The 15,913-nt window shown below is 44.1% G+C and carries 2 protein-coding genes; both read left to right on the top strand.

Annotation, left to right across the window (positions count from 1 at the left end; genetic code table 11):
- Window positions 1–210 precede the first annotated feature (210 nt).
- Window positions 211–13,848 carry a tandem-95 repeat protein gene (locus tag LJ740_RS12115; RefSeq protein ID WP_229529351.1) on the top strand — a complete coding sequence of 4,546 codons (13,638 nt, stop codon included), beginning with the start codon at window positions 211–213 and terminating at the stop codon, window positions 13,846–13,848.
- A 117-nt stretch (window positions 13,849–13,965) separates the two neighbouring features.
- Entirely contained in the window at window positions 13,966–15,891 is a 1,926-nt protein-coding gene (locus LJ740_RS23310; RefSeq protein ID WP_229529350.1) for a cytochrome c3 family protein, read from the top strand.
- The last annotated feature ends 22 nt before the right edge of the window (window positions 15,892–15,913 follow it).

Below are 15,913 nucleotides of genomic sequence, written 5' to 3'. Positions count from 1 at the left end.
TAGAAACACCTGTGCAGAGTAATTAGTATGAAATTTGTAGTTTTTACTTCAAAATCGTAGCGTGAACACTGGTTATTTTCTATAGTAATCAGCAATCCATCTTATATTCGAATTACAATTAAAATCATTATGTCACTGCAATCTCGATTCTATCGCAATTTTATAGCAGCGCTTGTGTTATTTCTGAGCTTGGTGAAACCAGGTGAGGTTTTGGCTGGAGATCCAAATTTTACGGCAGCATTTTCTCCCTCAACGATTGCGCCCGGTGCCAGCTCTACACTGACATTTACAATAGACAATACCTCTAATGATACTGCGTTAAGTGAAGCCGCATTCAGTGCAACCTTACCGGCAGGAGTATCAATTTCGGCATCACCCAATGCGACTACCGATTGCCACTCGGCTCAAATATCTGCACCCGGGGGCGGCACCAGTATTTCCCTCTCAGGTGGTCGCATAGGAACGGGTGTTTCCTGTACCTATTCACTGGTAGTGACAAGCACAACAGTAGGAACACATAGCCTGACGACAGGTACTTTGACTTCTGGTGCAGGAAGCCACACTACTGCTAATGCTGATATCACTGTCTCCAGCTCACTTCCTTCACTGTCGTTGTCTGCCTCTCCGGTCTCTGTATCTCCGGGCGATATAACCACTCTTACATATACAATTGACAACTCCCATAGTGGTTCCAATGCAACATTTGTCGATTTTACTCATCTTCTAAATAATGGCTTTGAATTAGCTACGAGTCCTGAGTTTTCACACAATTGTCCATTGAGAACCATTTCCACTTTCGTCTTAGGATCGTTTGCTATTTCTACCAGTGGCCAGTCGGTTACGGCCAATGATGTGGAAGTGAATGCTGGTGCATCCTGTACAGCAACGGTGAATGTTAAAGCGCCTGCTGAAATTGGTAGTTATCACCTTGAAACCGGTACACTATCTTCTTCGGCCGGTACAAGTGGTCCTGCAAGTACTTTGGTAGCGGTGGAAAATTCAATAACCAACGGTTCAGTAATGGCCGCGAGTTTTTCTGAAGAGGCCTCCCCGGGTGAGACAATAACACTTGATTTTGAGTTGGTTAATATTGACCGAGAAAACAATATAGATGGGTTGAACTTCACCGCTGATTTAAATGCAACACTTTCCGGCCTCGTCGCAACCGTGTTACCTTCCTCAGGGTTCTGTGGTGCAGGGTCAACAATCTCCGGTTCATCTAATTTAAGTGTGACCAATGTTAGTCTGGCGTCTGAAGATACATGTACTTTTTCTGTAACTGTATTGGTTCCTTCAAATGCTGCTGCGGGCGATTATACATTTACCTCCAGTACTATTAATTTGACCCGAGGTGTTGCCACTACGTCCACAGCAGCAAGCGCAACGCTCAGGGTGAGAAAAGCGCCATTGCTGTCTATGCAATTTTTGTCTTCATCAGTAGCACCTGAAGAGGATGTAACATTGCGGTTTAACGTTACAAATACCGATTCTGCAAACCCTGTTTCCGACATCACTTTTTCTGTACTTACGACGGATGGGTTGGCTGGCTTCGTTGCCAAAACCTTACCTACTGCTAACTATTGTGGCTCAGGCTCTTCCTCTTCTACAATAAGTGAAAGTTCTGGGACGATTACGGGTTTTTCTATGAATAGTGGTAGTCTTAGTGCTGGTGCGAATTGCACATTTGATGTGGTGCTAACTGTGCCAGACAACGCTCAGTCTGGAACTTACAGTTTTTCGTCGTCAAGTGGTACAGCAACGGTGTCTGGAACCAGTTTGGGGATTGGCGAAGCGAGTACTCAATTGTCTGTAGTAGCAGCTCCGTCTATGAGCTTTTCTGTCGCAGAAGGAAACGTCGTTCCAGGTGGAACGATTACATTAAACTTTTCGTTAAATTACAGTGAAAATGCTACAGCTGATGCCACAAATGTTGGATTTACGGTTAACTTAGACACAGCGCTTGCAGGGCTGGCGGCTGTTAGCAGTGCACAAAATGATGTTTGTGGCAGCGGCTCATCAATTTCTGGTACATCCAACCTTTCGGCAACGGGCATTACGATGTCGGCAGGAGAATCATGTAATATCACTGTCACTGCACTTGTTCCGTCCAGCGCTGGAGCCGGTTCCGTGACGATCTCCACCTCCATTGTAAATGCAACCGTTTCAAGTTCAAATGTTACCTCTGCTTCTGTTTCCGGTAACTTTGCAGTTACTGGCCTGAGCATTAGTCACCAATTTCTCTCAGATCCTGCACTACCATCTTCTGATGTGGTTATCAGATATACTATTAGCAATGATGCTAATGCCTCTGCTGCGACGGCAATTCAGTTTTCTCATGATCTGTCGGCAATTATTAGCGGTACAGTCGTTAATGGAGCATTGCCATCTACGCCATGTAATGGTTCTAGTACTGTGACAGGGACGACAAATTTGAGTTTTTCTGGAGGTGAACTTCAGACCGGCTCAAACTGTAGCTTTGATGTCACTGTAGCAATACCTGCCAATACTGACGGTATATACAATAGCAGTACGTCCCAAGGCTCAGCCACTGTGAATAGTGCAAATACCACATTTAGTGCTTCAAGTACTTTTTTAAATGTCGTGCCGCTGACTGTACTACTTAGTACAAGCGAGTCATCGCCAACATCGTCCTCTGATATCCCTTTGTTTATATCCTTTAGCCGAGATGTTGTTAATTTCATTGAATCTGATCTGTCTGTAAGCAATGGTACAATCAGTAATTTGGCTGGGTCTGGAAGCAATTATTCAGCGACACTCTCTCCGAGTGCTGACGGCACGGTAACGGTCGATTTGCCTGCTAATGTTGTGGATGATGCGGTTGATGGTTCAGTGAAAAATCCAGCGGCGACACAATTGTCAATTGTATACGAATCGTCACCTGAAATTCCGACACCTAGTTTAGTTATCGGGTCACCCAGTACTGGTATTGTAAATAGCGGTCCTGTTACTTTTGATATTACGTATAGTAATTCAGAACAAACCAGCCTTACACCAACGAGTATTGCATTGAATGCAACAGGTGATGCCAGTGCAACTATTACGGTTACTGACGGTACAACTAACAGCCCGGTTGTGAACCTGACTAACATCGCGGGTGACGGGACTTTAGGTATAAGTATTGAGGCTGGTACAGCACGTAATGGTGATAGGCAGGCAGGCTCAGCCGGACCGTCCCCCACATTCAGTGTAGACAATACTGCACCAACTGTCAGTATCGTTGACTTCGTGGCAAACCCCTACAACTCATCATTTCCTGTCACTGTTACCTTTAGTGAAGATGTGACCGGATTTACCATTGATGATCTGACGTTTACCAATGCTTCGCTAAGTAATTTTAGTGCCAATAGTGCTAGTGTTTATACCGTAACAGTGTCGCCCAGCAATGATGGTGATGTTACCGGTAATCTGGCTGAGAATTCTGCACAGGACTCTGCGGGTAATGGCAACACGGCAGCACCTGGCTATGGTATGGTGTACGATGCAACAAAGCCAACCGTTACTATTAGCAGTCCGTCCACGGATGTTAATGCCGCCTTTATTACCACTTTTACCTTCTCTGAGACAGTGACAGGCTTTGGTAGCGGTGATATTTCGGTGAATAATGGTACTGTCAGTAATTTTAATCAGAATAGTGGGGCGGTCTATACAGCAACAATTACTCCGACCACCGAAGGGCAGGTTACTATTGATGTTGCAGCTGATGCGGGCACGGATTCTGCGGGTAATTCCAGCAGTGCAGCAACACAATATTCTGTTAACTACGATACGACAGCACCTGGTCTTTCTTTGAGTGCTCAGGACTCACTGGCGCAAGGCAATACTATCGTCACATTCACATTCACTGAAGCTGTTTCAGGGTTCACCGTCAATGATATCAGCATTGGAAATGGTTCTGCGAGTAACTTTTCCAGTACTAGTGCTTCGGTCTATACTGCGGCTATCGCTGCCTCGACCGATGGCGCTGTGACCGTCGATGTACCCTCCGCAATAGCTACCGATTCTGCCGGGAATAATAATTCAGCAGCTACGCAACTGAGTTTTACTTCTGACTCTACTAGCCCTGTGCTATCCAGTACGACACCAATGGACGACGCGATTGGGGTTGCATATAACAGTAATTTGATTTTAACGTTTAGTGAGAATGTTCAGCTTAACAGTGCTTCTGCCGGCAGCCTATTGGTATACGAACTCTCGCCAAACGGGAATATAGTCGACACATTGACATTTAGTGTGTCAGCAGGGAATTTGACAGGTCCTGGAACCGCAAGTTTTAGTGTTAATTCCCTGACTATTGAATTAGATTCAGATTTAAAAGTTGGTACCTACTATGCGGTGCAGGTTAGTTCTGGACTGTTACAGGATACGGCGGGTAATAATTTTACTGGGATTTCCAATAACACTACCTGGAACTTTGTCACCTTGCCAGGGATCAGACTGTCGAGTGATCAATCGAACCTCACCGAAGAATCAGCGGAACAGGCCACGGTTACCCTTGCTTTGACAGATGCACAGAATCAACCATTTACGACTCCTGCAGATGTTACTTTGGCAATGTCTTTTGCCGGCTCGACAGCAACTGAGAATTCTGATTACAGCATTAACGGACTTACCTCGAATTCACTCACTATCTCGGCGAACGCTAGCAGTAGTAGTTTTACTGTGACTGCAGTTAGTGACTCTGTGGCTGATGATAACGAAACGGTTGCTATAGCCGTTGAATCAGTGACAACCAATAATGCCAGTGAAATAACTCCGCAGGCTATCAGTATTGCTATTGTTGAGAATGCCGTACCCTCTATAACCGGGGTACCTGCATCAACAAGTTTGTCGGAGGATGTTAAAGGGCAAGTCGATTTCAGTGAAGTTGTTATTGCTGACGCGGAAGATGATACATTAACTTTAACGGTTTCAATGAATACAGGTCGAGTAGTTTCTCCTAAGGGCAGTGCCGATAATGTCACAGTCACACCGTTAGGGCCAACCTCTATCCGATTAAGCGGTCAGGCAGCGGCGTTAACCAATTATTTAGATTTCCCTGATGCCATTGCGATTTTACCACCCAAAAATCATGTATCCGCAATGATTTTGTCATTGCTATTAAGTGACGGCACAGAGCAGGCTGATACTCAGAATATTGCGGTGAATATTACGTCGGTAAATGATGCTCCGCGCCTGATCACCGGTACGATTGCTGAATTTGATATGACCGACGGTAGCATCGGTTCTGCATTGGTGTATACAGAGACAGTTGATAGTAGAACCATGAACGTGACCCTGGATACAGGGAATTGGGTGAATAGTGACCTGGACACCTTTGGCGGTAGTACAGAAGAAGCCCTTTATTCTAATGCAGATTCTGCAACTAGCTTGGTGACTGTATCGTTTGACCAGAAAGTGAATCTGGAATCTTTGGTGTATTTTTTCAAAGTTGGAAGTGCACCACAGAGTCTGACATTGACTCCTACAGGGCAAAGAGGCGAGACGATAACTCTATCATCAAGTGATTTTACAGCTGACGACGCCGGAGCATTGGTGGATCTTAGGGGGTGGTTAGGCATTACCAGCTTTACAATTACAAGTAGTTCTGGCCATTTTGCGCCGGGGCTGGACAGCATTGTTTTCTCGTTGCCTCCCACTGATTTTAGTTTCCAGGAAGATCAGCCGGGTAATTTGGATCTTTCTTCACTATCACTTTCTGATGAAGACAGTGCGTCCCTGATACTGAAAATTTCAACTGATTCAGGAACCTTGTCTTTACCGGCGGGCCGTCCCGCAAGCAATTTTACTGCTGTTCCCAGCAATGTGTCTGTGTCCATTAGCAATAATGTTATAACTCTTTCAGGTACCATAGCTGAAATAAATACTTATTTGTCAGGCTCAACAAACATTCAATACGCTCCCAGCTCTGATCAGAGTGGTTCCGATTTGGCCACCATTACTATTACAGTCAATGATAATGACGGAAGTGGTGATGTGGAATTGCAGTCGATTAGTGTAGACGTCACAGCGGTCAATGATGCGCCAGTGATTAGCAATTTAGATGGTGATACTGTTAGCTTTGTGCAAAATGGTGGAGTGGTATTAATAGATGCCAGTAGCAATGCTGTTGCTACAGATGTGGATGATGGCAACCTCGATGGCGGGAGTCTAACCGTCGCTATTACGGCAGGAGGGGCATCCACAGAAGATTTATTGTCGGTAAGCAATACCGTTACCCTGGCCAGCTTAAATAGCGGCGCCAATGTTACCGTAGACAACACAGTAATTGGTACCTTGGGTAGCGCTGTGTCAGAGGGCAATGATTTTATCGTGAACTTCAACAGTAAAGCGACCCTGAGTCGCGTTTCCAGTTTGCTCAATGCTTTGACATATAACAATACCAATAGTAATTCCCCCACGGAGGGTAATCGCACTATAGGCATTACATTGAATGACGGTGAAGACGATTCCAGTGTGGCTCAGATTACGTTGAGCTTTACGGCGCTTGACCTTGACTCTACCATTACCTTTTTTAGTATCAATGGCAATTTAGAAGTGACCAATAACACGACTTCTAACGCTGCAAGCTACTATACTTTGCGGCTGAAAGATTCGGGTGATGATGGCGTTGATACAACCATAAACAGTATTGCATTTGACGTAACTGGCACGATGGATGTTAGCTCAGTAAGTTTCTTGTTAACTTATGCCACGTCATCAAATACCTTAGGAGAAACTCAATCAGGGGCTTATAATAACGGAGTGGTTACATTCTCGTCGCCTATCGTTGTGGCCAACGGTGAAACTAGTGGCGTTTTGACGTTAAATGTTTTCCTTAATCAAACCTCAGAGCTAGTAGATAATTCAACCTTGATAGTGTCCGTTGATCCTACACAGGACATTCAGGTTGCGAATTACAGTTCAGGAATTGGTAGTACTGGTGTGTTATCCACATCAAATTTCCCACTGACCCTTGATATCAGCGCCACTGAGTTGGTTTTCAGTACCGAGCCAGCGGGTTCGGTTTCTGGTCTCGCGCTTACTAATCAGCCGGTACTTCGTGCTCAGGATACCTATGGTAATCTTGATACAGATTTTGACAACCAGGTGAGTCTATCTGAGTCCAGTGACGGTACTTTAACCGGCAACTCCACAATGGCTTCGGGTGGTATCGCAACATTTAGCAACCTGGTTTACACGGCAACTGAGGATAACGAATCGTTTGTTTTGCAGGCAGCTGTCAGCTTAGATAGTCGGACAAGTATGCAACCTGCATCGTCACAAGTGATTTCAGATGTTGTCGCAACACGTGTATCCTTCCAGACCGAACCTAGTCCCGTCGCTATTAACGCCAAAACTTCCACCGATTTTACTACTGTACCGGTACTGGCAGCAGTTGATGCACAGGGACTTGTAGATGAAGATTACAACGGAAGCGTTGTTCTGAGTGAAACCAACGGACAGGGCACTGCGCAACTAAGTGCAGACAATGACTCTGACTTTGATATTGCAACAGTGACACTAAATTTCAATGCTGGACTGGCTGCCGCTGACGGACTAAATGTTACTTACACCGTTTCTGATTCAGGTAATGAAACATTCAACCTGCTCGCCACTAGTGGCAATTTATCATCTGCAACCAGTACTTCAATTTCGGTTAACGATTTACCTTCATTGGAAGGTACACCTGTTGAAATTAGTGTTGTTGAAGACCAGCGAAGCAACCTGGATTTGACTGGTATGGTTTTGTCCGACTCCGAGAACGATGAATTGACGTTGACCTTCAATGTGACAAAGGGCACGTTGTTTATCGCAAGTGGAGATGGGAGTCATAATAATGTGACAATCTCTGGGGATGAGAGTAGAACACTCAAGCTAATGGGTGATGTAGCTGATTTAACTACCTTGTTAAGCTCACCATCAGAGTTGTCGTACCTCTCCGCGCATAATGACGACTCTGACGATACCTTGACCATTGTAGCCAACGATGGGCTGGTGGACGGTGCAGCAAGCAATATTAGTCTGGCTATTATTCCTGTAAACGATCAACCGACTATTTCTGGTATCGCCGTGGATACAGTGGAGCAAGGGGGGCAATATAGTTTTACGCCAGTCTCTTTTGATGTTGACGGTGACGCCCTATCTTTCTCTATTCAAAATCAACCTGAATGGACCGTTTTTGATGATACATCCGGTGAACTATCAGGAATACCCGGCAATGATAATGTTGGTATCTATAATGATGTTCAGATTTCAGTTTCAGATGGTACGTATTCTGCTAACTTAACCGGTTTTAGTATTACCGTGACCAATGTTAATGATGCTCCCGCAATTTCGGGTTTGCCTGCGACTCAGGTAAATGAGGATGAAAATTACAGCTTTACTCCGTCGGCATTAGATATTGATGGAGATTCACTGACATTTAGTATTCTTAATTTACCAGCCTGGGCGAATTTCAATATAAACACCGGAAACCTTGCTGGCGTGCCTGGGAACGACGATGTCGGCACTTACAGTGGTATTGTGATTTCGGTAACTGATGGTTTAGAAACCATCTCACTTCCATCGTTTGGCATCATTGTTAGCCCGGTTAATGATGCGCCGGCAATTTCTGGTACTCCTGCAACAAGGGTGATTCAAGGAAGTCGCTATGAGTTTAACCCAGAGGTTTCAGATGTAGATAGTAACTCTTTCACTTGGTCAATTGTGAATTCACCTGAATGGGCTGCTTTTGATACCACAACAGGAGTGTTAACTGGAACACCATCGAGTTCAGATGTTGGAATATTTTCAAATATTGTTATAACTGTTTCAGATGGACAATTGGCAGATTCGCTTGCTGCGTTTTCGATTGAAGTTACCGAAATTAATGACGCTCCGTCGATTAGCGGCAACCCTACAACGGTTGCAATTGAGAATCAATCGTACCAATTTGTACCATCGGCCACAGACCCGAATGGTGATTCCTTAACGTTTATGATAGCTAATCAACCGGGCTGGTTAGCTTTCGATACACAAACGGGGGTACTGTCTGGGGTGCCGGGAAATGGTGATGTTGGTGAATATCCGGGAATTGTTATTTCCGTTTCAGATGGAGAGCTGAGCGCCAGTTTACCAGCATTTGTGATTGAAGTGATAAACGCTAACAGTGCTCCTGTTGCAGATAATCAAACTGTTTCGGTGGCTGAAGATGCGAGCGTTGGAATAATTTTGGAGGCATCTGACGCTGACGGTGATTCAGTTACATTCAGTATTATTGAATCAGTGAGCTATGGGACAATTCTACTTGATGGAAATACAGCAACCTATGTACCAAATCAAGATGTTTCCGGTATTACCGATAGCTTTAGTTATGTTGCAAATGACGGTGAATCTGATTCAAACATTGCCAACGTAACTATCAACGTTACGCCGGTAAATGATGCACCTGAGATATCTGGCATACCATTGGGACGAGTGAAAGTATTAAAAGGCTATAATTTTGAACCTCAAGCTTCAGATATTGATTCTGAAGTTTTGACTTTCAGTATTGAAAATCGCCCTAACTGGACAGCTTTTGATGTCAGTACCGGTAATCTTTCAGGAACGCCATCCTCTGAAGACGCAGGCATATACGGTGGAATAATAGTCAAGGTATCAGACGGAGAGCTATCTGCTGAATTGGCACCATTCGAAATTGAAGTTTTAGTCAATAGTGCACCTGAGATACTGGGAGCACCTAAAGTGGTTGCGCCAGTGGGTGAAGCTTACAGTTTTGTCCCTGAAGCGCTCGATCAAGATGGTGACGATTTGCGCTTTTCAATTAGTAACTTACCCTCTTGGGCAAGCTTTGACGTTTTGTCAGGCGCACTATCTGGCTCGCCTGGTCCTGCGAATATTGGTACTTTTCCCGGGATCATTGTTTCCGTAACTGATGGGTTAAATACCGTATCACTGCCCACCTTTAGCATCAGGGTCTGTGAGATCTGCGATAATATGCCGCCAGAGATTTCAGGTACTCCAGAAACAACTGTTACAACAGGTAATAGCTATGAGTTTATCCCCGTAGCTTCTGATGAAAATGATGACACGCTACTGTTTAGTGTTGCCAATGCTCCAGGCTGGTTATCGTTTGATCCATTAACTGGAAGGTTGTCGGGAACACCATTACAGTCTGATGTTGGTGTGTACCGCAATATCGTAATTTCAGTAAGTGATGGACAAGATAGTGTTTCCCTGGCAAGTTTTTCAGTGGAAGTTTTGTCGTTCAATAGCGCACCAACGATCTCTGGCAGCCCTATTACTTCGGTTGCCAATGGAGAACAGTATAGTTTTACACCATCAGTGTCTGATGCCGATGGAGATGATTTAGTATTCTCTGTCGTCAATAAACCTTCATGGGCGTCATTTAATCCCAATTCTGGGCGATTGCGGGGGACACCAGGCACCGATGATGTGGGCGTCTTTTCTGAGATTGAAATCAAAGTGACAGATAATGTTAATGACAGTGTAGCTCTACCTAAATTCAGTATTGAGGTTATAGCACAGAACTCCGCTCCAGTGATAAGTGGTCGTCCTCGTACGACAGTGACGCAGGGGAAAGTGTATCGCTTCTCCCCTTCTGCCAGCGATGCTGATGGTGATTTGCTGTTGTTTAGTGTTGTAAATTTACCGGGGTGGCTGAGCTTTGATGAGCAAACTGGGGTTCTCAACGGAACACCGCTGCAAGAAGACATAGGGGAGTATGCAGATATTCAAGTCAGTGCTTCTGATGGCACGGACCAGACAGACTTGCCGTCTTTTAGTATCCGAGTTGTTAACAGCAACACAGCGCCTGTGGCAACTAGCTCAGAAGTAAGTACCAAAGAGGACAACTCAGTCACTATCAAGGCGAATGCAACTGATGAAAATCAGGATGATTTGACCTTCACTATTGTTAATCCACCTTCGAATGGCACAATAAGTGCGGATAATAATGGGTGGGTCTATAGCCCTTCTGCTGATTTTAATGGAGTTGATGCATTTGACTTTAGTGTTAGTGACGGTGAGTTAACATCAGAACTGGCTACCGTTACCATCAACGTTGGTGCAGTTAACGACAAACCAGATGCAATCAATGACGAAATTACTTTGGATCAAGTGGAGTCGGGGGTTTATACCCTGGATGTATTGGTTAATGACATCGATCCCGATATTACTACGAACGCGGATGAGTTAACGCTACAACGTGTTTCTACAACATTGGGAACAGCACAAGTCGTCGACAACCAGATCCAGGTTGCGCTGGGGGCGAGTTTTATTGGTACTGTAAAGTTGACTTATTCTATTCGCGATATAGAAGCTAAAAATGATACTGCTCGAGTCAGTTTGACTATCAATGGCGTCGAAGATATCAATGCGCCAGTGATCACTGTACCTGAGGATATCGTAGCAGACGCCACCGGGCTTATTACTCGAGTTAATCCGGGAACCGCATCTGCGGTGGATGCCGAAGGCAATCTGCTACCTGTAAGTCTTGTGGACGATGATTTGGACTTTGCGCCCGGCGTACATACTTTGTACTGGCAAACAGAAGACAGTTATGGCACTCCTTCAACAGCAGAACAATTGATTACAATCTTGCCAATTATTTCATTGAGTTCGATAGATACAACTGCAGAGGGAAGCACCTTTGAAGTTCAGTTTCTGCTCAATGGCGAAGCTCCTTTTTACCCCTATATGGTGAACTATACACTATCTGGAACAGCTGAAGGCAATGGTGTTGATTATTCATCGATGGGTACAGGAACCGTAGTCTTTACTGAAGGTCAATCAGCTCAAGCTAGTTTTGAGGTTCACCTTGATGGCGATATTGAAGCTAATGAGACAATAATCATAAGCCTGAATAATGATCAGAATACTGGTGCCAATCATTCCGCAATTGTTACCATTTCAGAAGATAATATTGCTCCGTCTATATCCCTTTCAGTGTTGCAGGACGATATTCCTACATTCGTTGTAGCCAAAGATGCGGGAGCCACAACAATTGTTGCAGATGTCAGCGATCCCAATCCTCAGAATACCCTATCGTTTGATTGGACAGCAGATGATATAAGCAATATGAGTACTGTAGATGAGCGCTTTGAGTTTAATGCAGCACAAATGGAAATTGGGCGTTATGAGGTATCGCTGTATGTCAATGATGATGGTGATCCGATTCTCGATGCTACGGAAAGCGTGGTATTTGAAGTTGTGGAAAGTCTCAATGTTTTGAGTGAAACAGACGACACTGATGGTGATCTAATCCCGGATGCTCAGGAAGGGTATGGCGATAGCGACGGTGATGGCATACCAGACTATTTAGATGCTATTGATGACTGCAATGTTATCGCTTCGCAGGTTGGCAACCAGTCTGAGTTTCTGGTTGAGTCTGAACCGGGTGTATGCATGCGACTGGGTGAAACTGCCTCGGCAAATGATTCTAATGGTGTTCAAGTGGTCGTGGATGATATAGCTCAGCGCCAATCTCGAATAAATCAGCATGGTGAGCGAGTTGAACTGTTGGCCAATAATTTGCCAGAAGACAGGAACTATGAAAACGTTGGGGGGGTATTTGATTTTGTCCTATATGATTTACAAAAGATAGGGCAGGTCGTCCGTGTTGTACTTCCTCAGTCGCAGCCGATACCGGAGAATGCCGTATACCGAAAGTACAATGCCAAAACTGAACTTTGGCGGGCTTTTGTTAGCAACGATAATAATGCAGTTTTCTCTGCGGCAGGTACGGAAGGCAATTGTCCTCCTCCTGGAGCAAGTAACTATAAGGCAGGATTAACCGCAGGCCATTGGTGCGTGCAATTGCTTATTAGCGATGGTGGGCCAAATGACCAGGACGGTGTCGCTAACGCTGCAATCTCGGATCCCGGTGGCGTGGCTGTTTTCATAAGCGACAATACTAAACCGATTGCAGTTGACGATAGCGTTCAGTTAGCCTGGAATTCTGATATTGAAATTGATGTGTTACAAAACGATAGCGATGCCGATGGCGATGATTTAATTATTCGCAGTGCACAGGCTAAAATTGGAGATGTCGAGATTACTTCTACCGGATTGCTCTACACTGCAAAAATAGGCTTTGCTGGCAGAGATATGGTTAATTACATTATAGGTGATGGCAATGGTGGACGAGCAAATGCCGTAGTCACTATTCAGATAAAAGGTAATCGTGCGCCTGGGGCTTTTGACGATTTTGCTGAGACGGATAATATAACAGCAATTGAGATTGATGTACTGGCGAACGATATAGACGTAGATGGTGATGTGTTGACTGTTATCAGTGCTACAGCCAATTCCGGTAGAGTTTTCGTATTGACTAACAATCTGGTCAAATATGTACCTGAACCATCTTATAGCGGTCTCGACACTGTTATTTATGAAGTGACTGATTCTCAGGGGGCTTCAGATACCGCAGTAGTGTCGGTTTTTGTCGATGGAAATGAAAACCCTGTTGCCAGTGATGACAGTATTTTAACCGAATTTGAAACCAGCATAACCGTCAACGTGTTAGCTAATGATTCAGATCCAGATGGTGATACGTTGTTTGTACTGAGTGCAGAAGCTCAATATGGCAATGTCCAAATCAACGACGATTATTCGCTAACTTATACTCCTGCTACAAGCTTTAGTGGAGAAGATATCATTACATATTCAGTAAGTGATGGTGTGTTAACATCCACAGCAATTGTCAGGGTGACAGTAGCAGAAGAACAAATAGAGGTTGTTGATGTCATAAGTCGTTCAGGAGGTGGAACGGTTAACCTCATACTCCTATTTTTACTTTTCATTACTGTCATGTGGAGATGTTCACATGGTTTAGTTAGAAAAAAGTAACACTTTTACTGGCGTTGAAATATAGCAGTGATAACCTCACTGCTAAGTCTGATTGGTAGCCAGGGTTTTAATTTGGTGTACTGTATTGTAGAAAAAGTTAGTGTGCGCAGGGCAGGCGTGTTAAAGGTTGCCACTTTTTTATTACTCTACTTTTTTACCTGTTGTACGTTCGCTGCTCCAAAGGTTGAAGCGAACCTTGAGGGTTATGTAGACGATGTTTTATGTGCCGATTGTCACAAAGAGCAGTACGAAGGCTTTCAACATGTTGGTATGTCTCAATCTTTTACATTTGCGACTTCGGGGTGGTTAAATGAAGAAAAGCGCCGAACTCTGCCATTTTACCACGCTCCTTCGAAACGCTATTACAACCTCGTTTCGGAAGGTGAGGCTCTGGTATTTCAACGATACCAGTTGGATGAGAAAAAGCAGAAAATTAATGAAATTTCGGTGCAGGTAGATTATCTGCTCGGTTCCGGAAATAAAGCAACGAGTTTTCTCTTTCGCAATGAAAACGATGAACTCTATCTGTTACCCATTAATTGGTATACTGACGGGGCATTTTGGGGAATGTCACCTGGCTATGAAAGTAAACACCATTATGGCCTTTCCCGGCAAGTTAAACGAGAGTGTATGTTCTGTCATAACGCATTTCCTGCGGAAGAAATGGAAGTCGACAAGTACTGGCAGCGAGACACCTTTCCAAAAGCGTTGAAAAGTGGTATTGGTTGTCAGCGTTGCCACGGCCCGGGGCAAGCGCATATCAATCAGGTCTACAGTGAAAATACCAATTTAGCGGCAATTCAAAATAGTGTTGTAAATCCAGCCAAACTACCCGCTAGTAAACGAGATTCAGTTTGTTTTCAATGCCACTTATTACCCTCAGCTTCCATGATTGGCATGCGAAACTTCTCTCGAACAGACTATTCATTCAGACCAGGAGAGGAACTTGGCAGTTATCTACTGCATGTTGATATTGTCGATGAGAATATGGCGCAGGAGGAGCGATTTGAGATTAACCACCACGCATATCGTTTAGCTCAGAGCAAGTGTTTTAATGAATCCGATAGTCAATTGACATGTATAAGTTGCCATAATCCTCACAAAAAGCCGTCGGAGTCTGAATTCATAAAACATGTCGATAATCAATGTTTGACTTGTCATCAGGTAGAGATAGCTAAAGAACACCATAACAGTGAAGTATCTTGTGTCAGTTGTCATATGCCCCAACGTCGCACACAAGATGTCATTAATGTGGTTATGACAGACCACAAAATTGGTCTATTCAGTGACCGTAATAAATTATTGGAACCACTGACCCGAAAAACCCCCAGTTTAATAGATATGTCTCTGTGGGATAAAAAAGCAGATATGGATAAAATGGAAAAAGACGTATACAAACTGACATCAATTCTACAGAGTACACCCTCATTAAAATATGCTGAATACTTAAAATCCAGATTGCAAACAAGCAACTACCCTCACGAGCGACCTTATATTATATTGGCCGAAACCTACCTAAAGTTTAAAAACTATCGAGAAGCGAAAGCTTTACTGCATTTCATTCGAAACAAATTCGGCTCGAATTTGAGAATCGAAGAACTAATTGCGTTGTCCCTTATCGGGCTGGGGGAAGATAAAGAAGCGGCTGAAGCATTGCAATGGTTACTCGGTGTTGATTCGGAAAACGCTGATTTGCATTTTAACTTTGGCTTGTTGAAATACCAGCAGGGTGCATATCCGGCGGCATTTGAACTATTTGAGAAAGCTTACCAACTCAAACAAAATTTCGCCAATGCGGTAACCTACATGGCATTAGTGAAAGAAGAATTGGGTGAACTAAAAAAGGCTAAACATTGGTTTATTCGTTCGCTTCAGATTGAACCTAATAATGAAAGGGCTTACAAACACCTTATTCCTCTTCTTTATCAAAGCGGATACAAAAATGAGGCAAGGAGATTTCTGGAGCTGGCGACAGAAAATTTAGACGATGTTGAAGCTATTGCAAAAATGGCTGCGGAGCTAGACGACGTAGCTACCAATTAAATGTGTAACAATGATGGATAAT

Source organism: Planctobacterium marinum, from assembly GCF_020687805.1.
GTDB classification, from domain to species: domain Bacteria; phylum Pseudomonadota; class Gammaproteobacteria; order Enterobacterales; family Alteromonadaceae; genus Planctobacterium; species Planctobacterium marinum.
Note: the sequence above shows the minus strand (reverse complement) of the source record. Positions and strands in the feature narration are given on the sequence as shown.